The 21,080-nt window shown below is 70.6% G+C and carries 20 protein-coding genes; 18 read left to right on the forward strand and 2 right to left on the reverse strand.

The annotated features are described in order from the left end of the window. Window positions 1-464: 464 nt before the first annotated feature. From aroB to SSMG_RS11260, 3 genes are all read left to right on the forward strand, one after another. Complete coding sequence (gene aroB / locus SSMG_RS11250) at window positions 465-1,580, forward strand: 3-dehydroquinate synthase (RefSeq protein WP_009075777.1); 1,116 nt, start codon at window positions 465-467, stop codon at window positions 1,578-1,580. Beyond that, window positions 1,577-2,008: a type II 3-dehydroquinate dehydratase gene (aroQ, locus tag SSMG_RS11255; RefSeq protein ID WP_009075779.1), complete on the forward strand. Its 432-nt coding sequence runs from the start codon at window positions 1,577-1,579 to the stop codon at window positions 2,006-2,008. The genes aroB and aroQ overlap by 4 nt, the downstream gene beginning before the upstream one ends. 485 nt (window positions 2,009-2,493) lie before the next feature. After that, window positions 2,494-3,993: a beta-xylosidase gene (locus SSMG_RS11260; protein WP_100266761.1), complete on the forward strand. Its 1,500-nt coding sequence runs from the start codon at window positions 2,494-2,496 to the stop codon at window positions 3,991-3,993. On the opposite strand, the gene SSMG_RS42295 is transcribed toward SSMG_RS11260, so the two are convergent. Next, window positions 3,917-4,519: a B-4DMT family transporter gene (locus SSMG_RS42295; RefSeq protein WP_009075782.1), complete on the reverse strand. Its 603-nt coding sequence runs from the start codon at window positions 4,517-4,519 to the stop codon at window positions 3,917-3,919. The two genes, SSMG_RS11260 and SSMG_RS42295, sit on opposite strands and share 77 nt — an antisense overlap. A gap of 94 nt (window positions 4,520-4,613) precedes the next feature. Between SSMG_RS42295 and SSMG_RS11270 the strand changes: the two genes are divergently transcribed. Genes SSMG_RS11270 through nusB form a run of 3 tightly spaced genes read left to right on the forward strand, consistent with a single transcriptional unit; the run spans window position 4,614 to window position 6,770 of the window. Then, window positions 4,614-5,705 (forward strand): Xaa-Pro peptidase family protein, encoded by a 1,092-nt coding sequence (locus tag SSMG_RS11270; protein ID WP_009075784.1) that lies wholly within the window; start codon window positions 4,614-4,616, stop codon window positions 5,703-5,705. Between the two features lie 43 nt (window positions 5,706-5,748). Further along, on the forward strand, window positions 5,749-6,312 hold the full coding sequence (efp, locus tag SSMG_RS11275; RefSeq protein ID WP_009075786.1) for an elongation factor P: 564 nt from the start codon (window positions 5,749-5,751) through the stop codon (window positions 6,310-6,312). Then, window positions 6,312-6,770 (forward strand): transcription antitermination factor NusB, encoded by a 459-nt coding sequence (gene nusB / locus SSMG_RS11280; protein WP_009075787.1) that lies wholly within the window; start codon window positions 6,312-6,314, stop codon window positions 6,768-6,770. Before efp ends, nusB begins: the two co-directional genes overlap by 1 nt. Window positions 6,771-7,482: 712 nt before the next feature. On the opposite strand, the gene SSMG_RS11285 is transcribed toward nusB, so the two are convergent. Then, window positions 7,483-7,971: a transcriptional regulator gene (locus SSMG_RS11285; RefSeq protein WP_003096372.1), complete on the reverse strand. Its 489-nt coding sequence runs from the start codon at window positions 7,969-7,971 to the stop codon at window positions 7,483-7,485. A 259-nt stretch (window positions 7,972-8,230) separates the two neighbouring features. Here SSMG_RS11285 and pyrR point away from each other — a divergent pair, with 259 nt between their 5' ends. From pyrR to metK, 12 genes are all read left to right on the forward strand, one after another. Beyond that, window positions 8,231-8,827, forward strand: coding sequence for a bifunctional pyr operon transcriptional regulator/uracil phosphoribosyltransferase PyrR (gene pyrR, locus SSMG_RS11290; protein ID WP_009075803.1), 597 nt, complete (start codon window positions 8,231-8,233; stop codon window positions 8,825-8,827). Further along, window positions 8,824-9,756: an aspartate carbamoyltransferase catalytic subunit gene (locus tag SSMG_RS11295; RefSeq protein ID WP_009075805.1), complete on the forward strand. Its 933-nt coding sequence runs from the start codon at window positions 8,824-8,826 to the stop codon at window positions 9,754-9,756. Before pyrR ends, SSMG_RS11295 begins: the two co-directional genes overlap by 4 nt. Then, entirely contained in the window at window positions 9,753-11,039 is a 1,287-nt protein-coding gene (locus SSMG_RS11300) for a dihydroorotase (protein WP_009075807.1), read from the forward strand. The genes SSMG_RS11295 and SSMG_RS11300 overlap by 4 nt, the downstream gene beginning before the upstream one ends. Beyond that, window positions 11,039-11,542 carry a hypothetical protein gene (locus SSMG_RS11305; protein WP_009075809.1) on the forward strand — a complete coding sequence of 168 codons (504 nt, stop codon included), beginning with the start codon at window positions 11,039-11,041 and terminating at the stop codon, window positions 11,540-11,542. Before SSMG_RS11300 ends, SSMG_RS11305 begins: the two co-directional genes overlap by 1 nt. Beyond that, entirely contained in the window at window positions 11,539-12,666 is a 1,128-nt protein-coding gene (gene carA, locus SSMG_RS11310) for a glutamine-hydrolyzing carbamoyl-phosphate synthase small subunit (RefSeq protein WP_009075810.1), read from the forward strand. The genes SSMG_RS11305 and carA overlap by 4 nt, the downstream gene beginning before the upstream one ends. Continuing rightward, complete coding sequence (gene carB / locus SSMG_RS11315; protein WP_037713336.1) at window positions 12,666-15,983, forward strand: carbamoyl-phosphate synthase large subunit; 3,318 nt, start codon at window positions 12,666-12,668, stop codon at window positions 15,981-15,983. The genes carA and carB overlap by 1 nt, the downstream gene beginning before the upstream one ends. Next, window positions 15,980-16,822 (forward strand): orotidine-5'-phosphate decarboxylase, encoded by an 843-nt coding sequence (pyrF, locus tag SSMG_RS11320; RefSeq protein ID WP_009075815.1) that lies wholly within the window; start codon window positions 15,980-15,982, stop codon window positions 16,820-16,822. The genes carB and pyrF overlap by 4 nt, the downstream gene beginning before the upstream one ends. A 107-nt stretch (window positions 16,823-16,929) precedes the next feature. Further along, window positions 16,930-17,247, forward strand: a complete 318-nt coding sequence (gene mihF, locus SSMG_RS11325) for an integration host factor, actinobacterial type (RefSeq protein WP_003096398.1) — start codon at window positions 16,930-16,932, stop codon at window positions 17,245-17,247. 23 nt (window positions 17,248-17,270) lie between these two features. Next, on the forward strand, window positions 17,271-17,915 hold the full coding sequence (gmk, locus tag SSMG_RS11330; protein ID WP_086024966.1) for a guanylate kinase: 645 nt from the start codon (window positions 17,271-17,273) through the stop codon (window positions 17,913-17,915). Then, complete coding sequence (rpoZ, locus tag SSMG_RS11335) at window positions 17,912-18,181, forward strand: DNA-directed RNA polymerase subunit omega (protein WP_009075818.1); 270 nt, start codon at window positions 17,912-17,914, stop codon at window positions 18,179-18,181. The genes gmk and rpoZ overlap by 4 nt, the downstream gene beginning before the upstream one ends. After that, window positions 18,174-19,406 (forward strand): bifunctional phosphopantothenoylcysteine decarboxylase/phosphopantothenate--cysteine ligase CoaBC, encoded by a 1,233-nt coding sequence (gene coaBC / locus SSMG_RS11340; protein WP_009075820.1) that lies wholly within the window; start codon window positions 18,174-18,176, stop codon window positions 19,404-19,406. Before rpoZ ends, coaBC begins: the two co-directional genes overlap by 8 nt. Before the next feature lie 89 nt (window positions 19,407-19,495). Next, window positions 19,496-20,698 (forward strand): methionine adenosyltransferase, encoded by a 1,203-nt coding sequence (gene metK, locus SSMG_RS11345; protein ID WP_009075822.1) that lies wholly within the window; start codon window positions 19,496-19,498, stop codon window positions 20,696-20,698. Window positions 20,699-21,080 lie beyond the last annotated feature (382 nt).

Consider the following 21,080-nt stretch of genomic DNA (forward strand, 5'->3'; position numbering starts at 1 on the left):
CGACCCGCAGCGCCCGACCGAAAGGAGCGCACGACCCCATGCATCGGTACCTTTAAGACCAATGACTTACAAGGCAGCTGTAGATCTTAGCCACTTTTTAAAAGAAAAGGGGGGACTGGAAGGGCTAATTCACTCCCAACGAAGACAAGATCTGCTTTTTGCTTGTACTGGGTCTCTCTGGTTAGACCAGATCTGAGCCTGGGAGCTCTCTGGCTAACTAGGGAACCCACTGCTTAAGCCTCAATAAAGCTTGCCTTGAGTGCTTCAAGTAGTGTGTGCCCGTCTGTTGTGTGACTCTGGTAACTAGAGATCCCTCAGACCCTTTTAGTCAGTGTGGAAAATCTCTAGCAGTAGTAGTTCATGTCATCTTATTATTCAGTATTTATAACTTGCAAAGAAATGAATATCTCACGGACCGCGAACCAGCTCCAGGACCGCCGGGTCCGGGGGCAGTGAGGAGAACCGTGTCCGCCACCCCGCCCGTCCGGATCCGGGTCGCCACCGCGCAGCCGTACGACGTGCTCGTCGGGCGCGGCCTGCTCGGCGAACTCACCGAGCAGCTCGCCGACGCGTCGAAGGTCGCGCTGATCCACCCGCCGACGCTCACCGCCACCGCCGAGGCCGTCCGCGACGAGCTGGCCGCGGCCGGGCTCGACGCGCACCGCGTCGAGATTCCCGACGCCGAGGACGGCAAGGCCTTCTCGGTCGCCAGCTTCTGCTGGGAGGTCCTCGGCCGGATCGGGCTGGACCGGCGCGGCGTGGTCGTCGCGCTCGGCGGCGGCGCGGTCACCGACCTCGCCGGGTTCGTCGCGGGCACCTGGATGCGCGGCGTCCGGCTGGTGAACGTCCCGACGACGCTGCTCGGCATGGTCGACGCGGCCGTCGGCGGCAAGACCGGCATCAACACCGAGGCGGGCAAGAACCTCGTCGGCGTCTTCCACGAGCCGTCCGCCGTCCTGGTCGACCTCGCGACGCTGGAATCCTTGCCGCGCAACGAACTCGTCGCCGGGATGGCCGAGATCGTCAAGACCGGTTTCATCGCCGACCCGCGGATCCTCGAACTGATCGAGGCCGACCCGGAGCACGCGCTCGACCCGGCGGGCGACGTGCTCGCCGAACTCGTCCGCCGCTCGATCCAGGTGAAGGCCGACGTCGTCGCGGCCGACCTGCGCGAGTCCGACCTGCGCGAAATCCTCAACTACGGCCACACCCTCGGCCACGCCATCGAACGCCGCGAGCGCTACCGCTGGCGGCACGGCGCGGCGGTCAGCGTCGGCCTGGTGTTCGCGGCGGAACTGGCCCGGCTCGCCGGACGCCTCGACGACGCCACCGCCGACCGGCACGCCTCCGTGCTCAAGCTGATCGGCCTGCCCACCACCTACGCCCCCGACGCGCTGCCGCAGCTGCTGGAAACCATGAAGGGCGACAAGAAAACCCGCTCCGGCGTGCTGCGCTTCGTCGTCCTCGACGGACTCGGCAAACCCGGGCGGCTGGAAGGCCCCGACCCGTCGCTGCTTGCCGCCGCGTACTCGGCGATCGCGGCCGAGGCCCCGGAAAACGGCGGGAGCGTGCTGCTGTGAAGACGTTCGTGTTCAACGGCCCCAACCTCGGCCGCCTGGGCAAACGCGAGCCGGCTGTCTACGGCTCCACCACGCACGACGACCTCGCGCGACTCTGCGTCGCCACCGGCCAGGAGCTGGGTCTCGACGTCGAGGTCCGGCAGACCGACCACGAGGGCGAGATGGTCGGCTGGCTGCACGAGGCCGCCGACGCGGGCGCGCCGGTCGTGCTGAACGCCGGCGCGTGGACGCACTACTCGATCGCCGTCCGCGACGCCGCCTCCCAGCTCACCGCGCCGCTGATCGAGCTGCACATCAGCAACGTGCACAAGCGCGAGGAATTCCGGCACCGCAGCGTGCTTTCCGACATCGCGACCGGGGTGATCCTCGGTCTCGGCGTGGAGGGTTACGGTCTCGCGTTGCGGTGGATCGCCGCGAACCAGTCCTGAGCTGGCGGCCGGAAGCCGCCCGCGGCGGGGCAGACGCAGATGCGCCGTCGCGCGGTTTCCGATGGGCGGGGGCACGCGTCGGCGTGAACAGCGCCTGCGGCCGAGCAACCGGCAGCAGGCGTGCTTTCCGAGGTCGCGATCGGATCGGTCTCGCCGTGCGGTGGATTGCGCGCACCCAGCCCTGAGCAGGCGACGGAAATCGTGGCGGGGCGGGTGCGGGGTCGCGCGTTCCGTCGTCGGACTCCCATCGTGCGGGTTCGCGATGCCTCGTCCTGAGTTCGCGCCGCACAGCACCTCCGGCAAAGCCAGATCCGGCAGCACAACCCGTTTCCACCCCACCAATCGCGCCCCAGAGCGGCCGAAAAGCAAGCCTCGAGCAAACCCGCCGTCCGACCGGCCGATGCGCGACGTGGTTCACCCATCCGGTGTCGTTGTCGCTACACTCGGCGATCATGCACCCGTTTCGTCGTGGGGGTCGGCGACCCGTGCGTCAGCTGCTCTCGCTGCTGATCGCCGGTTCCCTCGTTTCCGGGTGCAGTCAGACGTCGGCCCAGCCGCAGGCCGAGGGCACCGGGCACGGCGGGATCGCGGGCGGAGCGCCGCAAGCGCCCAAGGAACCGCCTCGGGCGGCGGACGTCGCGCTTGCCACGGGAGCCAGCAGGCAGAGCGCCGGCGTCGTGGCCGCGGGGGCCGTGGACGCGTCCTACAACTACGGGCCCACCGTGATGGTCGAGAACGGCCGCACCCGGATCTGGTGGTGCAGCCAGTACAGCAGCGCCCCGCCGCCGGGGGACGACATCCTCTACGCCGAGGGTCCCTCGGCCGACGGACCGTTCACCGGGCCGGGTGGCGGCGCGCCCCCGGCGGTGCTGTCCGGCTCGCCCGGCAATTTCGACGGCATGCACACCTGCGATCCGTCCGTGCTGCGCGTCGGCGGCACGTACTTCATGTACTACACCGGCGCGGCCGGCGACCACGCGCTCGGCAACGCGATCGGCATGGCCACCAGCCCGGACGGCATCCACTGGACCCGTTCGAACGGCGGCCAGCCGATTCTCGGCGCGTCCCACGACGTCCACCGCGACAACGTCTACGGCGCCGGCCAGCCTTCGGTGGTCTTCCTCGACGGCTGGTACTACCTGATGTTCACCGACACCACCGGCCGCGCGGCGGGCTGGAACGGGGCCGGGCAGTTCGTGGTCCGGGCGCACGACCCGGCGTTCCGCGAGGGCGTGGAAGCGTTGGGGGAGAAGGGTTTCGAGCCCACCGCGACGACCGCCGCGCCGCGGACCCGTTCGGTGGTCGACGCGTTCAGCGTCGACCTGGAGTGGGTCGGCGCGCTCGACGCCTTCGCCATCGCGCACGAAACCGCCGACGGCACCACGATCACCTTCTGGGACCGCGATTTCACCATGCAGCCGTACCAGCCGGTCGTGCTCCCGGGCGCGTGGAAGGAAGGCCCCGGCCTCGTCCGCCGTCCCGACGGGCACGCGCCGACGTCGGTCAGCGACCCGTGCGACCTGGTTTCGCTGGACGTCGTGCGCGCGACCGAGATCGGCCCGGCGGGCGCGCCGACCGGGCTCCAGCACTTCGGGCTCGACGTGAAAGGCGCGGGCGGTTGCTCGACCCCCTCGCGCACCACGGCGACCTTCGACGGCGTCGCGATGCCGTCCCCGGACCGCATGATCGACCTCTACCGCCGCGGCGAGCGCATCCGGATCGACCGGCGTTCAGTCGCCGCGGTGCTCGCCGGGGAACTGGTCGACCGGCCGCTGCCGCAGGCGCCGGAAGTACCGGTGAAAACGCGCCTGCGTTCGGGGGCGACCGTCGTGCACGCGTACGGCCGCGGCTACGGCATGGTTCTCGACGGGCAGCTTTACGGCCTGCCGGACACGACGATCGTGGACCTCAACGGTTCCGGGGTGCAGGAGATCGACCCGCGACAGTGGGACGCCGCCGCGCGCGGTTTGCCGCTGGGCGGCTGACCGGCGAAGGCTTCGGAGCGGTCCGCGGGGTCGGACTCGGCGGGAGTTGGAGTTCGCCGGAACGGCTGCCGGCACCGTCTTCGTCCTCGTCGTCCGGCTCCGGCTCGCCGGGATCTTCGGCGGAATCCGCCGCCGGACGCCGCATCCGGCCGCCGACGAACAACCCGAGCCCGGCGGGCACCAGCACCAGCAGCGCGGAGAACGCCGCCCCGCCGGTGAGCGCGGCCCCCAGCTCGGAAACGCCGGTCTGGTCGACGAAAATCGCCCGCCCGATCACGTACAGGATGCCCGAGCCCACGCCCGCGACCAGGGAGGCGATGAACCACGCGCGCCCTCTGTCGCGCAGGCCGCGCCAGCCGTCGATCGCGCTCCACAGCGCCGCCACGCCGACCAGCACGGCGATGGTGAGCGACGTGAACAGCGTCTGGCCGGTCGGGTGGAACACGGACCACTTGGCGAGCAGCGTCATCGCGGCGGCGTGCACGACCGCCATGACCAGCCCGCGCGTCAACCAGGCACCCAGCATGGACGGAGTGTAGGCGCGCCGAAGTCAACCGCCAGTAGGCCGTCCTCGAACGCGGCCGGAACGAGGCCCGGAAGCCGCTGGTTAAGCTGGCCGGGTGCCGGAAAACCACGCTCGCCGCCGCGCCGCGCTCGCCGCCCTGCTCCCCGACAACGGGGTCGAAGCGCTGCTGGTCACCGATCTGCTCAACATCCGCTACCTGACCGGGTTCACCGGGTCGAACGCCGCGCTGCTGCTGCACGCGGACGGCGACGCGAAGACCGTGTTCTGCACCGACGGGCGCTACACGGCCCAGTCGGAATCGGAGGTGCCCGACCTGCGGCGCGTGCTCGACCGCGCCAGCGCCCGCGCGCTCGCGGCGCACGCGGCGGAGCAGGGCTACGGCCCGACCGGGTTCGAGAGCCAGCACGTGAGCGTCGAGGAGCACGAGAACCTCAAGGTGCGCTTCGACCGGGTCGAGCTGATCCGCACCCCTGGGTTGGTCGAGCAGCTGCGGGTGGTCAAGGACGAGGTCGAGATCGCCGCCCTGCGCGCCGCGTGTGCCGCCGCCGACCGCGCGCTCGCCGCCCTGATCGAGGCCGGCGGAGTGCGGCCGGGCCGGACCGAGCTGGAAGTGGCCCGCGACCTGGAGAACCGGATGCTGGAGCACGGTTCGTCCGGGATCTCGTTCGAATCGATCGTCGCCGCCGGGCCGAACTCGGCGATCCCGCACCACCGCCCGACCGGGGCCGAACTGCGCCGCGGCGACTTCGTGAAATTCGACTTCGGCGCCACGGTCGACGGCTACCACTCGGACATGACCCGCATGGTCGTCCTCGGCGAACCCGCCGACTGGCAGCGCGAGATCTACGACCTCGTGCACCGCGCGCAGGCGGCGGGCGTCGAAGCTGTCCGGCCCGGCGCTGTGGTGTCCGAAGTGGACGCCGCGGCCCGCTCGGTGATCGCCGACGCCGGGTACGGAGAGCAGTTCGCGCACGGTCTCGGCCACGGCGTCGGGCTGGAAGTGCATGAGGCACCGAGTCTCGCCGCGGCGGGCGTCGGTACACTGTCCGCCGGTATGGCGGTCACCGTCGAGCCCGGCGTGTACCTCGCGGGGCGCGGTGGCGTGCGCATCGAGGACACGCTCGTCGTGCGGGACTCCGGACCCGAACTCCTCACCCTGAGCACCAAGGACCTCGTGGCCGTCTGACGGCCGCGGCCGAAGAGATCGAACACAGGAGACCTGAAGACTCGTGGCCACCACCAACGACCTGAAGAACGGACTCGTCCTCAACCTGGACGGCCAGCTGTGGAGCGTCACCGCGTTCCAGCACGTCAAGCCGGGCAAGGGCGGCGCGTTCGTGCGCACCACGCTCAAGCACGTGCTGACCGGCAAGGTCGTCGACAAGACCTTCAACGCGGGCACGAAGGTCGAGACGGCCACGGTCGACCGCCGGAACATGACGTACCTGTACAAGGACGGCGCGGACTTCGTCTTCATGGACGGCGACACCTACGACCAGATCACCGTGCCCGCCGAGACCGTCGGCGACAACGCGAACTACATGCTCGAGAACACCGAGGTGCAGGTCGCGGTGCACGAGAACGAGCCGCTGTACGTCGAGCTGCCGACCTCGGTCGAGCTCGTCATCCAGCACACCGACCCGGGCCTGCAGGGCGACCGCTCCACCGGCGGCACCAAGCCCGCGACGCTCGAGACCGGCGCCGAGATCCAGGTCCCGCTGTTCCTCTCGACCGGCGAGAAGATCAAGGTCGACACCCGCGACGGCCGTTACCTCGGCCGCGTCTCCAGCTGATGGCGGACAAGCTTCCCCCGCACCCGAACCGCGGCGGCGCGATCAGCAGGCGGCAGGCCCGCCGGCGCGCGGTCGAGATGCTGTACGAGGCCGCCCAGCGGTCCGCTGACCCGGTCACGCTGCTGGCCGACCGGGTCGGCGCGGTCGAGGTCGACCCGGTCGCGGACTACACGATCACCGTCGTGGAGGGCGTCACCGCCCACCGCGAGCGGATCGACGAACTCCTCGCGGAGCACTCGCAGGGCTGGACCCTGGAGCGGATGCCGCCGGTCGACTTGGCGGTCCTGCGCGTCGGCGTGTACGAGATGCTGTGGTCGGCGGACGTCCCCGACGCGGTCGCGATCGACGAAGCGGTCGGCCTCGCGAAGGAACTTTCGACGGACGATTCGCCCCGGTTCGTCAACGGCGTGCTCGGCCGCATCGGCACGATCGCCGACCGCCTGCGCGCGGTGCTGTAGCCCGGCGGCCCGGTAGTCGGAGGTAACCCGGCTGGGGGAAACGGCCACCTGATTGGCCGCTGCCTGATCGGGTCACCGCCGGGCCGCAGCGGCTCCGCGAGGGACGGCGAGAGCGAAAATTGATCACCGAGCGGAATCGGAACCGGGCGGCGGGCGCCATTCGCGGCGGCGCGGACCCGGGCGGTTCCGCGCCGATCCGGTGAGTTCCGGGCGGCGGTCCTTCGGAATCGCTGCGGTGAGTGAGCAATCCGCGGGGGAGAGCCCGGCAGCGGAATCGCGATCAGCCGGGAAACCGGTGCCGTGCGACGGGAATCGCTAAGCAGGCCGTGAAACCGCAGGATATTTCCGCGGCGCGATCGCGCTGGCGCGGGACGCGGTTTCGGCCGAACTGCAAGCCAGGCAAGGGAATCCGCTCGAAACCCGAGGGGTCGGAGCGGGAAGCGGCCGGGTGAGGAAACAGTCCGCGGCCCAGGCCGGGAAATGTGCCGCAATCCGAGGGAGCGCATTCTCGGCGCGGCGGAATACCGGTTGCCGGGTGCTTCGCGCGGCGAGGCGAAGCAGCTCGCGGGCAACCTGGATCACCCGAGGTCGACGCGGCGGAACAAGGCGGAATCCGGCGGGCGAAGCCTCACCCGAAGCGCGGCGGGCGTTCCCGGTTCCCCGGGTGCGGGAAGCCCGCCGCGTCGTGCACGGCCGCTGCCGCCATCAGTGCTCAGTCCTCTTTGGACGGACGGGCTTCCGGCGGGAGGACGCCCCAGTCGATGAGCTGCTCGGTCAGCTCGCCGGGGGTCATGTCGTAGATGATGGCGAGCGAGCGCAGGTCCTCGGTGCGGATGGAGAGCACCTTGCCGTTGTAGTCGCCGCGCTGGCTCTGGATCGTGGCCGCGTACCGGGCGAGCGGGCCGACCTTCTCCGCGGGGAGCTGCTGGAGCCGCTCCAGGTTGATCACAATCTTCGTGGCGGGCTCGGCTCCCGAGGGGACCCGGCCCTCCGGCAGCAGTTCGACCACCGGCACGCCGTAGAAGTCCGCCAGCTCGGCCAGCTTCTGGACGGTGACCGCCCGGTCGCCGCGCTCGTACGAGCCGACCACGACGGCCTTCCAGCGTCCGCCGGACTTCTGCTCGACCCCGTGCAGGGACAGGCCTTGCTGCTGGCGGATCCCGCGGAGCTTGGCCCCGAGCGCCTTGGCGTAATCGCCCATCTGGTGGTTCTCCGTTTCATCGCCCCTGCCCGGCCGGAGGACCGGGGAGGGGACTCCTCGAGTCGAATACTCAGAGTAATGGTTACGCATAGTTGTCACCAGGTCAAGCAGAAGGTCGGTCCGCGCAGGTGGCGGCCGTGCGCGTACCACCCGGAAGACTGATTGACCGGTCCTGCTACTGTCGGTGCGGTTTCCGGCAGCAGCCGGTTGCCGACGTCCTTTAAGGACCCGTCCAGAGAGGCGGGGAAGGAGGTCCGCCTTGTCGTCACGTCCGCGTGGCGCGGCGGAGCCGGCGGGAGAGCGCGAGCTGCTTTCGGCCGGCGATGTCGCGCGCACGATCGCGAGGATGGCCCACCAGGTCATCGAGAAGACCGCTCTCGGAGCCGGTCCGCCGGAGCAGTACCCGGTGCTGCTCGGCATTCCCACCCGCGGCACTCCGCTGGCCGCGCGCCTCGCCGGGAAGATCGGCGAGTTCGCCGGGGCCGAGCCGCCGCACGGCGCCCTCGACGTCACCCTCTACCGCGACGATCTCCGCCGCCGTCCGCCGCGTGCTCTCGAGCAGACGCAGCTGCCGCCGGGCGGGATCGACAACCGGGTCGTCATCCTCGTCGACGACGTCCTGTTCTCCGGCCGCACCATCCGCGCCGCCCTCGACGCCCTGCGCGACCACGGCCGCCCGCGTGCCGTCCAGCTCGCCGTGCTCGTCGACCGCGGCCACCGCGAGCTGCCGATCCGCGCCGACTACGTCGGCAAGAACGTGCCCACCGCGCGCGCCGAAGGCGTCTCAGTGCTGTTGTCCGAAACCGACGGCCGGGACGCGGTGCTGCTGCGCGCGCCGGAAGGAGAAACCCGGTGAAGCACCTGCTCGCCACCGACGGGCTCGACGCGGACACCGCGACCGCCGTGCTCGACACCGCCGACGAGCTGAAGCACACGCTGCTCGGCCGCGAGGTCAAGAAGCTGCCGACGCTGCGCGGCCGCACCGTGATCACGCTGTTCTACGAAAACTCCACGCGCACCCGGGTGTCGTTCGAGATCGCCGGGAAGTGGATGAGCGCGGACGTGATCAACGTCTCGGCCTCCAGCTCCTCGGTGAACAAGGGCGAATCGCTGCGGGACACGGCGCTCACGCTGGCCGCCGCGGGCGCCGACTGCGTGATCATCCGGCACCCCGCCTCGGGCGCCGCGCACCGGCTGTCCGGCTGGCTCGCCGGTCCGGGCACCGCGGTGGTCAACGCGGGCGACGGCATGCACGAGCACCCCACGCAGGCGCTGCTGGACGCGGCGACGCTGCGCGAACGCCTCGGGTCACTGAAGGACCGGCGGATCGCGATCGTCGGCGACGTCCTGCACAGCCGGGTCGCGCGGTCGAACATCCACCTGCTCAGCACCCTCGGCGCGGAGGTCGTGCTCGTCGCGCCGCCGACGCTGCTGCCGGTCGGCGTGGAGAAGCTGCCGGTCACGGTCTCGCACGACCTCGACGCCGAGCTGCCCGCGGTCGACGCGGTGATGATGCTGCGCGTCCAGGCCGAGCGGATGCACGGGGGCTTCTTCCCTTCCGCGCGCGAGTATTCGATCTCCTACGGGCTTTCCGAGCGCCGTCAGGCACTGCTGCCGGACCACGCCGTCGTGCTGCACCCCGGCCCGATGCTGCGCGGCATGGAGATCTCCTCCGCGGTCGCGGATTCCCCCTCCTCCGCCATTACCGAACAGGTCCGCAACGGCGTGCACGTGCGCATGGCGGTCCTCTACCACCTCCTGGCCAGTGAAGGAGCTGCCGCGTGAGCATCGTGATCAAGGGCGCCCGCCCGTACGGCGAGGGCGAGCCGGTGGACGTCCTGGTCGAGGACGGCGTGATCGCCGCCATCGGCGCGGTGGACGTTCCCGAGGGCGCCGAGGTGCTCGACGCGAAGGGCCAGGTCCTCCTGCCCGGGTTCGTCGACCTGCACACGCACCTGCGCGAGCCGGGCCGCGAAGACACCGAGACCATCGACAGCGGTTCCGCCGCGGCGGCGCTGGGCGGCTACACCGCGGTGTTCGCCATGGCCAACACCGATCCGGTCGCCGACAACGCGCTCGTCACCGACCACGTGTGGCGGCGCGGGCAGGAAGTCGGCCTGGTCGACGTCCACCCAGTCGGCGCGGTCACCGTCGGGCTCAAGGGCGAGAAGCTCGCCGAACTGGGCACGATGGCGAAGGGCACCGCGGCGGTGCGGGTGTTTTCCGACGACGGCGTGTGCGTCTCGGACCCGCTGCTGATGCGCCGCGCGCTGGAGTACTCGACCGCGCTCGACGCGGTGATCGCGCAGCACGCCGAGGAACCGCGGCTCACCGTCGGCGCGCAGGCGCACGAGGGCGAGCAGGCGTCGCGGCTGGGCTACGCGGGCTGGCCGGCCTCGGCGGAGGAGTCGATCGTCGCGCGCGACTGCCTGCTGGCGCTGCACGCGAACGCGCGGCTGCACGTCTGCCACGTCTCCACCGCGGGCACGGTCGACGTGCTGCGCTGGGCGAAGGAGCGCGGCACCAAGGTGTCGGCCGAGGTCACGCCGCACCACCTGCTGCTGACCGACGACCGGCTGGAGACCTACGACCCGGTCAACAAGGTCAACCCGCCGCTGCGCACCGGCGGCGACGCGGAAAAGCTGCGCGCCGCGCTGGCCGAGGGCGTCGTGGACTGCGTCGCCACCGACCACGCCCCGCACGCCCCGCAGGACAAGGACACCGAATGGGCCGCGGCCCGGCCCGGCATGCTCGGCCTGCAGACGGCGCTGTCGGTGGTCGTCGAGACGATGGTCAAGACCGGCCTGCTCGACTGGCGCGGCGTCGCCCGCGTGATGAGCGAGCGGCCCGCTGAGGTCGGGAACCTGGCCGGGCACGGCCGTCCGATCGAAGCGGGCGAACCGGCGAACCTGACGCTGGTCGACCCGGACGCCGAATGGACGGTGCGCGGGGCCGATCTGGCCAGCATCGCGGCCAACACCCCGTACGAGGGAATGCGGCTGCCCGGCGTGGTGACGGCGACCCTGCTGCGCGGGCGGATCACCGCGCGCGAGGGGAAGATCTGCTGATGGAGCGGTTGCTGCTGACGCTGGGGATCGTCGCCTTCTTCCTGCTGTGCCTGTTCGGCATGTGGATCGGCTGGCGGCGCAAGGCGCGTTCGCAGAGCGCGCGGATCGCGCCGTTCCCGGAGATCCCGGCCGACCCGGGCGAGTTCCAGCTGGAATCGACCGGCGTGTACGTGGGCACCACGACCGCGGGCAACTGGCAGGACCGCGTCGTCACGCGCGGCGCGGGTCCGCGGTCCGGCGCGGTCTGGCGGCTGCACCCGGACGGGGTGGCCGTGGAACGCGGCGGGCTGCCGGACTTCTGGATCCCGCGCGCCTCGATCACCGGGATCCGCCGCGATTCGCGGCTCGCCGGGAAGGTCACCGGCACCGACGTGCTGCTGGTCCTCACCTGGCAGCTCGGCGACGTCGCGCTGGACACCGGGTTCCGCGGCGACGACCTCGACGACTATCCGCAGTGGATCAACGAACTTTCCGATCACGACATCAAGGGAGGTGCCCAGTGAGCACCGGCACTCGCGGCCCCGCCGCCCTGGTTCTCGAAGACGGCCGGGTGTTCCGCGGCGCGGCGTACGGCGCGCGCGGGCGGACCCTCGGCGAGGCGGTGTTCTGCACCGGCATGACGGGGTACCAGGAAACGCTGACCGACCCGTCGTACCACCGGCAGATCGTGGTGCAGACCGCGCCGCAGATCGGCAACACGGGCTGGAACGACGAGGACGACGAATCGGCCCGGATCTGGGTTTCCGGTTACGTGGTGCGGGATCCCGCGCGCACGCCGTCGAGCTGGCGGGCGAAGCGCACGCTCGACGAGGAACTGGTGCGCCAAGGCGTGGTCGGGATTTCCGAGGTGGACACCCGGACGCTGACGCGGCATCTGCGCGAACAGGGCGCGATGCGCGCGGGCGTGTTCTCCGGCGACGCACTGGGCAGCGACGAGCAGATGGTCGAACAGGTCCTGGCGAGCCCGCAGATGAAGGGCGCGGACCTCGCCGGCGAGGTCTCCACGGACAAGCCGTATGTCGTTGCCGCGCAAGGAGAAAAGCGGTTCCGGGTCGCGGCGCTGGACCTGGGGATCAAATCGAACACGCCGCGGCTGATGACGCAGCGGGGCATCGAGGTGCACGTGCTGCCCTCGAGCACGAGCGCGGAGGACCTGCTGGCGCTGGAGCCGGACGGGGTGTTCCTGTCCAACGGCCCGGGCGACCCGGCGACGACGGCGCACGCGACGGCGCTGACGAAAACCGTTCTGGAGCAGCGGATCCCGCTGTTCGGCATCTGCTTCGGCAACCAGATCCTCGGCCGCGCCCTGGGTCTGGGCACGTACAAGATGCGCTACGGGCACCGGGGGATCAACATCCCGGTGATCGACGTGGCGACCGGACGGGTCGCGATCACCGCGCAGAACCACGGTTTCGCCCTCGAAGGCGAGCCGGGCCAGCGGTTCGATTCCCCTTACGGGGCCGCGCAAATCAGCCACTACTGCCCGAACGACGACACGGTCGAGGGCGTGCGCGCCTTCGACGTGCCCGCGTTTTCCGTGCAGTACCACCCCGAAGCGGCCGCGGGTCCGCACGACGCCGCGCCGCTGTTCGACGAGTTCGTTGAGTTGATGGAGAAGAAGGCCTGATGCCGAAGAGGACGGACATCCAGCACGTGCTGGTGATCGGCTCCGGGCCGATCGTGATCGGGCAGGCGGCCGAGTTCGACTACTCGGGCACGCAGGCCTGCCGGGTGCTGCGCAGCGAGGGTCTGCGCGTGTCACTGGTGAACTCGAATCCGGCGACGATCATGACGGATCCGGAGTTCGCCGACGCGACCTACATCGAGCCGGTGACGCCGGACTTCGTGGAGAAGGTCATCGCGGCCGAGCGCCCCGACGCGCTGCTGGCGACGCTCGGCGGGCAGACCGCGCTGAACTGCGCGGTGGCGCTGCACGAGCGCGGCGTGCTGGAGAAGTACGGCGTGGAGCTGATCGGCGCGGACATCGACGCGATCCAGCGCGGCGAGGACCGGCAGAAGTTCAAGGACATCGTCCGCAAGATCGGTGCGGACGTGCCGCGCAGCCGGGTGTGCCACAACATGGACGAGGTCCGCGAGACGGTCGCGGAACTGGGCCTGCCGGTCGTCATCCGGCCGTCGTTCACGATGGGCGGCCTCGGCTCGGGCATGGCGCACACGCCGGAGGACCTGGAGCGGCTGGCCTCGACCGGGCTCACCGAGTCCCCGGTGACCGAGGTGCTGATCGAGGAGAGCGTGCTCGGCTGGAAGGAGTACGAGCTCGAGCTGATGCGCGACAAGCACGACAACGTCGTGGTCGTGTGCTCGATCGAGAACGTGGACGCGATGGGCGTGCACACCGGCGACTCGGTCACCGTCGCGCCGACGATGACCCTGACCGACCGCGAGTACCAGGTGATGCGCGACGTCGGCATCGCCGTGCTGCGCGAGGTCGGCGTGGACACCGGTGGCTGCAACATCCAGTTCGCGTTCAACCCGGTCGACGGCCGGATGGTCGTGATCGAGATGAACCCGCGCGTGTCCCGTTCCAGCGCCCTGGCGTCGAAGGCGACCGGTTTCCCGATCGCGAAGATCGCGGCGAAGCTGGCGATCGGCTACACGCTCGACGAGATCCGCAACGACATCACCGGCGAGACCCCGGCCTCGTTCGAGCCCGCGCTCGACTACGTCGTGGTGAAGGTGCCGCGGTTCGCGTTCGAGAAGTTCCCCGGTGCGGACCCGACGCTGACCACGACCATGAAGTCGGTCGGCGAGGCGATGTCGTTCGGCCGCAGTTTCCCCGAAGCGCTCGGGAAGGCGATGCGGTCGATCGAGACCAAGGCGACCGGGTTCTGGACGCTGCCCGACCCCGAGGGCGCGACGGTCGAGTCCACTTTGGACTCGCTGCGCACGCCGCACGAAGGCCGCCTCTACGAGGTGGAACTGGCGCTGCGGCTGGGCGCGACGGTCGAGCAGGTGCATGAGGCGAGCGGGATCGACCCGTGGTTCATCGACCAGATCGCGCTGATCGGCGAGGTCGGCGCGGAGGTCCGCGACGCCCCGGTGCTCGACGGCGACCTGCTGCGGCGGGCGAAGCGCACCGGCCTGTCCGACCGCCAGATCGCCGCGCTGCGCCCGGAACTCGCGGGCGAGGACGGCGTGCGGGCGCTGCGGCACCGGCTCGGCGTGCGGCCGGTGTTCAAGACGGTCGACACCTGCGCGGCGGAGTTCGCGGCGAAGACCCCGTACCACTACTCGGCCTACGAGACCGACCCGGCGGCGACGTCCGAGGTCGCGGTCCAGAGCGACAAGCCGAAGGTGCTGATCCTCGGGTCCGGCCCGAACCGGATCGGGCAGGGCATCGAGTTCGACTACTCCTGCGTGCACGCGGCGATCGCGTTGCGCGAGGCCGGGTTCGAGGCCGTGATGGTCAACTGCAACCCGGAAACCGTGTCGACCGACTACGACACGAGCGACCGGCTGTACTTCGAGCCGCTGTCGTTCGAGGACGTGCTCGAGGTCGTGCACGCCGAGCAGCAGTCCGGCACGGTGGCGGGCGTGATCGTGCAGCTGGGCGGGCAGACCCCGCTCGGGCTCGCGCAGCGGCTCGCCGACGCCGGGGTGCCGGTGGTCGGGACGCCGCCGGAGGCGATCGACCTGGCCGAGGACCGCGGCGCGTTCGGCGAGGTGCTGTCCGAGGCCGGGCTGCCCGCGCCGAAGTACGGCACGGCGACCTCGTTCGAGGGCGCGAAGCGGATCGCCGACGAGATCGGCTACCCGGTGCTGGTCCGCCCGTCCTACGTGCTGGGCGGGCGCGGCATGGAGATCGTCTACGACGAGGAGTCCCTGGCCGGCTACATCCGCCGCGCCACCGAGGTCACGCCGGAGCACCCGGTGCTCGTGGACCGGTTCCTCGACGACGCGATCGAGATCGACGTGGACGCCCTGTTCGACGGCGAGGACCTCTACCTCGGCGGCGTGATGGAGCACATCGAGGAAGCCGGCATCCACTCCGGCGACTCCTCGTGCGCCCTGCCGCCGATCACCCTCGGCGCGCAGGACCTCGACGCGGTCCGCCGCTCCACCGAGGCCATCGCCCGCGGCGTCGGCGTCCGCGGCCTGCTGAACGTGCAGTACGCGCTCAAGGACGACGTGCTCTACGTCCTGGAGGCCAACCCGCGTGCCTCGCGCACGGTCCCGTTCGTCTCCAAGGCGACCGCGGTGCCGCTGGCGAAGGCCGCGGCGCTGGTGATGACCGGCTCCACGATCAAGGATCTGCGCGCTTCCGGCGTGCTGCCCGCCGAGGGCGACGGCGGCCGGATGCCCGCCGACTCGCCGGTCGCGGTCAAGGAAGCCGTGCTCCCGTTCCACCGGTTCCGCACGCCGGAAGGACACGGCGTCGACTCCCTGCTCGGCCCGGAAATGAAATCCACCGGCGAGGTCATGGGCGTCGACACCTCCTTCGGGAAAGCATTCGCGAAATCGCAGAGCGGCGCTTACGGATCCCTTCCCACCTCGGGCCGGGTATTCGTCTCCGTCGCCAACCGCGACAAGCGTTCGCTGGTGTTCCCGGTGAAGCGGCTGGCCGATCTCGGCTTCGAGATCCTGGCCACGTCCGGTACCGCGGAAGTGTTGCGGCGCAACGGGGTTGCCTGTTCGGTGGTGCGCAAGCACTCCGAGCCGGACCCGGGCACCGGCGAGCCGAACATCGTCGACGTGATCCTCGCCGGCGACGTCAACATGGTGATCAACACGCCGTACGGAAACAGCGGACCGCGCGTGGACGGTTACGAAATCCGCACTGCCGCGGTGTCGCGCGACATTCCGTGCATCACCACGGTGCAGGGCGCCGCGGCGGCCGTGCACGGCATCGAAGCGCTTATCCGCGGCGACATCGGCGTGCGCAGCCTGCAGGACCTCCAGGCGGCGCTGAAGGCGACGTCGTGACCGCCCGCTTCGGGGCGCGGCTCGCCGAAGCAGTGGCCGCGCGCGGGTCGCTGTGCGCCGGGATCGACCCGCATCCGGGCCTGATCGAGGCGTGGGGCCTGCCGCTCGACGCCAGCGGGCTCGAACGCTTCGCGCTCAGCGCCGCGGAGGCGCTGGGCGAGGTGGCGGCGATCGTGAAGCCGCAGTCGGCGTTCTTCGAGGCGTTCGGGCCCGCCGGGGTGGCGGTGCTCGAACGCGTCGTGGACGTCGCTCACGACGCCGGAGCGCTCGTCCTGCTGGACGTCAAGCGGGGCGACATCGGCTCGACCATGGCGGCCTACACGGCGGCGTACGTGGCCGAGAAGGCGGCTTTCACCGCCGACGCGGCCACGGTGTCGCCGTACCTCGGCTTCGGCGCCCTCGACGCGGCCGTCACGGCAGCGCGCGAAGCGGGCAACGGCCTCTTCGTCCTCGCGCGCACGTCCAACCCGGAAGCGGACGCGTTGCAGCGCGCGCGGCTCGAAGACGGCCGTACGGTCGCTCAGAGCGTCGTAGACGCTGCTGCGGACCACAACGCAGGTGACGAGCCCTACGGCGACGTCGGCGTGGTCGTAGGGGCCACTGTGGCTCCTGGGGAAGTCGACCTGAGCCGGCTCAACGGACCGGTGCTCGCGCCCGGTTTCGGGGCGCAGGGGGCGACTGAGGCGGATTTGCGGGCAGTGTTCGGCGAGGGGCTCCCGGGCCTGCTCCCGGCCTCGTCGCGGGACCTGCTGCGCCACGGCCCGGACACCGCGGCGTTACGCCGTGCGGCCCAAGAGGTGAACCGCCGGTTGGCGGGACTCCGCGAAAAAGGCCAATAGCAGGCCCCGGAATCGCGCTCCACCAGCCACCCCCGCATTGTGGCCCCTGCTCAGGGGTGGGTACCGTCGCGTCACCCACCCAGATGTGAGAACTACCGGAGGAAAACGTGGCACTTCCCCAGCTGACAGAGGAACAGCGTGCTGCGGCGCTGGAGAAGGCCGCCGCCGCCCGCCGCATCCGTGCTGAGCTGAAGGAGCGGCTGAAGCGGGGCGGTACCACTCTGGTCGACGTGCTGAAGCAGGCCGAGGAGAACGAAGTCCTCGGCAAGATGAAGGTTTCGGCCTTGCTCGAGGCGCTCCCCGGCGTCGGCAAGGTGCGCGCCCAGCAGACGATGGAACGACTGGAGATCGCCCCCAGCCGCAGGCTCCGCGGGCTCGGCGACCGGCAGCGCAAGGCGCTGCTGGCCGAGTTCAGCGGCGAGTGAGCGGCGTCGGTCAGGACTACCCGGTGACCCGGGGCGCCGACCGCGGCAGTGAGCCGGTGGCAGGAGAGATCTCCCGCCCCCGGCTCACCGTCGTCTCCGGCCCTTCCGGAGTCGGGAAGTCGAGTGTGGTGGGACAGCTGCGCCGGCTCGAGCCGAACCTGTACTTCAGCGTTTCGGTGACGACGCGGGCGCCGCGGCCGGGCGAGGTCGACGGAAACCATTACCATTTCGTGGATTCCGCCGAGTTCGACCGGATGGTGGCCGGGAACCGGCTGCTGGAGTGGGCCGAGTTCGCGGGCAACCGGTACGGGACGCCGCGCGAGCCGGTGGAGAAGGCGCTGGCGGAAGGCCGTCCGGCGGTCCTGGAGATCGAACTGCAGGGCGCCCGCCAGGTCCGGGCCGCGATGCCGGAGGCGCGGCTGGTCATGCTGATGCCGCCCTCGTGGGAGGAACTGGTCGGCAGGCTCACCGGCCGGGGCACCGAGACCGAGGCCGCGGTGGCCGCCCGGCTGGCCGAGGCGGAACGCGAACTGGCCGCGGCCGGGGAGTTCGACGAACGGGTCGTGAACGCCGACGTCGAGGTCGCCGCGCGGCGGTTGCTAGACTTGATTACCGGCGGTGGCGATTCTGCCGCCGATCGATGTGACGATACGGAGCAGCACGAGTGACTGTGCAACAGGCGACGCTGGAAGAGCTCGAAGGCATCACCAACCCGCCTATCTACGACCTGCTCGAAAAGGTCTCCTCGAAGTACGCGCTGGTGATCTACTCGGCCAAGCGGGCGCGGCAGATCAACGACTACTACGCGCAGCTCGGCGAGGGCCTGCTGGAGTACGTGGGCCCGCTGGTCGAGCCCGGCCCCCGCGAGAAGCCGCTGTCGATCGCGCTGCGCGAGATCCACGGCGGGCTGCTCGAGCACACCGAGGGTGAATGACGCCAGGCCCAGGGTCGTCCTGGGCGTGGGCGGCGGCATCGCCGCCTACAAGGCGTGCGAGGTCCTGCGGGGCCTCACCGAAACCGGGCACGACGTCCGCGTCGTGCCCACCGAGGCCGCGCTGAACTTCGTCGGCGCGGCGACCTTCGAGGCGCTGTCCGGGAACCCGGTGCACACCGGGGTCTTCACCGAGGTGCCCGAGGTGCAGCACGTGCGGGTCGGCAAAGAGGCCGACCTCGTGCTGGTCGTCCCGGCGACCGCGAACCTGCTGGCCAAGGCCGCGCACGGGCTCGCCGACGACCTCCTGACGAACACCCTGCTCACCGCCCGGTGCCCGGTCGCTTTCTTCCCGGCGATGCACACCGAGATGTGGGAGCACCCGGCCACCCGCGACAACGTGGCGCTGCTGCGCTCGCGCGGCACGGTCGTCACCGAACCCGCCGCGGGCAGGCTCACCGGCGTCGACACCGGCAAGGGACGGCTCGCCGACCCGGCCGAGATCGTCGACCTGGCCCGGCTGCTGCTCGCCGAGCCGAAGGCGCTGCCGCGGGACCTCGAAGGCCTGCGCGTGGTGATCTCCGCGGGCGGCACCCGGGAACCGCTCGACCCGGTCCGCTACCTGGGCAACCGCTCGTCCGGCAAACAGGGCTTCGCACTCGCCCGGGTCGCCGCGCAGCGCGGAGCCGAGGTGACGCTGGTCGCCGGGCACACCGACGAACTGCCGTCCCCGGCGGGCGCGACGCTGCAGCGCGTGTCCACGGCGGAGGAAATGCGCAAAGCGATGCATTCCGCCGCGGCGGACGCGGATGTCGTCGTGATGGCCGCCGCGGTCGCGGATTTCCGGCCCGCCACGCTGGCCGACCACAAGATCAAGAAGTCCGACGACAGCCCGGACCCGGTCATCACGCTCGACCGCAACGCGGACATCCTCGCCGAACTGGTGCAGGGGCGGCGTTCCGGGCAGATCGTGGTGGGCTTCGCCGCAGAAACCGGCGACGAGAACGGCAGTGTCCTCGACCACGCCCGCGTCAAGCTCCGCCGCAAGGGCGCGGACCTGCTCGTGGTCAACGCGGTCGGCAACGGCAAGGCGTTCGGCACCGAGGACAACGCGGGCTGGCTGCTCGCCGCGGACGGCACCGAGCAGGTCATCCCGCAGGGAGCCAAAGCCCGCCTGGCGGCCACATTGTGGGATGCCGTAACAGCGTTGCTCGCGCGTCGACTGTAGCTACAGGTCCGCTGGGTAGGGTGGGCTGTGCCAGGAGCGCCTGAAATCCGGTGGGGCGCCATCGCTTGACCGAGGGAAGTGACGAGGTCGTGTCTGCGTCCACGAAAAGGCTGTTCACGTCGGAATCCGTGACGGAAGGCCACCCCGACAAGATCTGTGACGCCATCAGCGACTCGATCCTCGACGGCCTGCTGACCAAGGACCCGCGCAGCCGGGTCGCCGTCGAGACCCTGATCACGACGGGTCAGGTGCACGTCGCGGGCGAGGTGACGACCGAGGCGTACGCGGACATCCCCACCATCGTGCGGGACGTCATCCTGCGCATCGGCTACGACTCGTCGGCCAAGGGCTTCGACGGCAACTCCTGCGGCGTGAACGTCGCGATCGGGTCGCAGTCGCCGGACATCGCCCAGGGCGTCGACACGGCGTACGAGTCGCGGGTGGAATCGGACGAGGACGAGATCAACCGCCAGGGCGCGGGCGACCAGGGTCTGATGTTCGGCTACGCCTGCTCGGACACGCCCGAGCTGATGCCGCTCCCGATCGCGCTCGCGCACCGCCTGTCGCGCCGGCTGACCGCGGTCCGCAAGGACGGCGTGCTGCCGTACCTGCGTCCGGACGGCAAGACCCAGGTCACCATCGAGTACGCGGGCGAGCAGCCGGTGCGGCTCGACACCGTCGTGGTGTCCACCCAGCACGCGGACGGGATCGACCTGGAGCAGATGCTCGGCGTCGATGTGCGCAAGCACGTCGTGGAGCCGGAGCTGGCCGACCTCGGCCTAGACACGGACAGCACCCGCCTCCTGGTGAACCCCACCGGCCGCTTCGTGATCGGCGGCCCGATGGGCGACGCCGGGCTCACCGGCCGCAAGATCATCGTCGACACCTACGGCGGCATGGCCCGCCACGGCGGCGGCGCGTTCTCCGGCAAGGACCCGTCCAAGGTGGACCGTTCGGCCGCCTACGCGATGCGCTGGGTCGCCAAGAACGTCGTCGCCGCGGGCCTCGCCGGACGAGTCGAGGTGCAGGTGGCGTACGCCATCGGCAAGGCCGCTCCCGTGGGCCTGTTCGTCGAGACCTTCGGCACCGAAACGGTCGACCCGAGCAAGATCCAGTCGGCCATCAGCGAGGTCTTCGACCTGCGTCCCGCCGCGATCATCCGCGACCTGGACCTGCTGCGCCCGATCTACGCCCCCACCGCGGCATACGGCCACTTCGGCCGCCCCGACCTGAACCTGCCGTGGGAAAGCACCGCCCGCGCCGACGCCCTGCGCTCCCTGGCCGGCGCCTGATCAGTTTCGTGGTCCGTGAAGGGCCCCTTGAGGGAATCTAATTCCCTCAAGGGGCCCTTCACAGCTTTCGGGCGAAGCCGAGATTCCGTGAGGGGAACCCTGAGGGACTCTGAGTCCGTGAGGGTTCCCCTCACGACCCGCCCGCCGCCCGCCGCCCGCCGCCGGGGGTGCGCCCCAATGTGGCATTGGGTGCGTCAGACGCAACGAACGCCACATTGGGTGCGTCGCATGCACCCAATGCCACATTGGGGCCCTATCCGCACGCCGCGCCCCCCAACGCCCCCATGCACCCAAGCCGCGTAAAAACCGCCGCTGATGCACCCAAACAGCGTGGCACCCGGCCATCCCCCCAACCCCGATACGAAGCCGCCCTGCGGTTCGG

Origin of the sequence: Streptomyces sp. AA4, from assembly GCF_000158875.1 — a bacterium.
In the GTDB taxonomy this organism is placed as follows: Bacteria; Actinomycetota; Actinomycetes; order Mycobacteriales; family Pseudonocardiaceae; genus Amycolatopsis.

Coding starts and splice junctions, on each gene's coding strand:
- nusB (WP_009075787.1), top strand. CDS start 6,312: ATGGCGGACAAGCTTCCCCCGCACCCGAACCGCGGCGGCGCGATCAGC.
- SSMG_RS11285 (WP_003096372.1), bottom strand. CDS start 7,971: ATGGGCGATTACGCCAAGGCGCTCGGGGCCAAGCTCCGCGGGATCCGC.
- SSMG_RS11305 (WP_009075809.1), top strand. CDS start 11,039: ATGGAGCGGTTGCTGCTGACGCTGGGGATCGTCGCCTTCTTCCTGCTG.
- carB (WP_037713336.1), top strand. CDS start 12,666: ATGCCGAAGAGGACGGACATCCAGCACGTGCTGGTGATCGGCTCCGGG.
- SSMG_RS42295 (WP_009075782.1), bottom strand. CDS start 4,519: ATGCTGGGTGCCTGGTTGACGCGCGGGCTGGTCATGGCGGTCGTGCAC.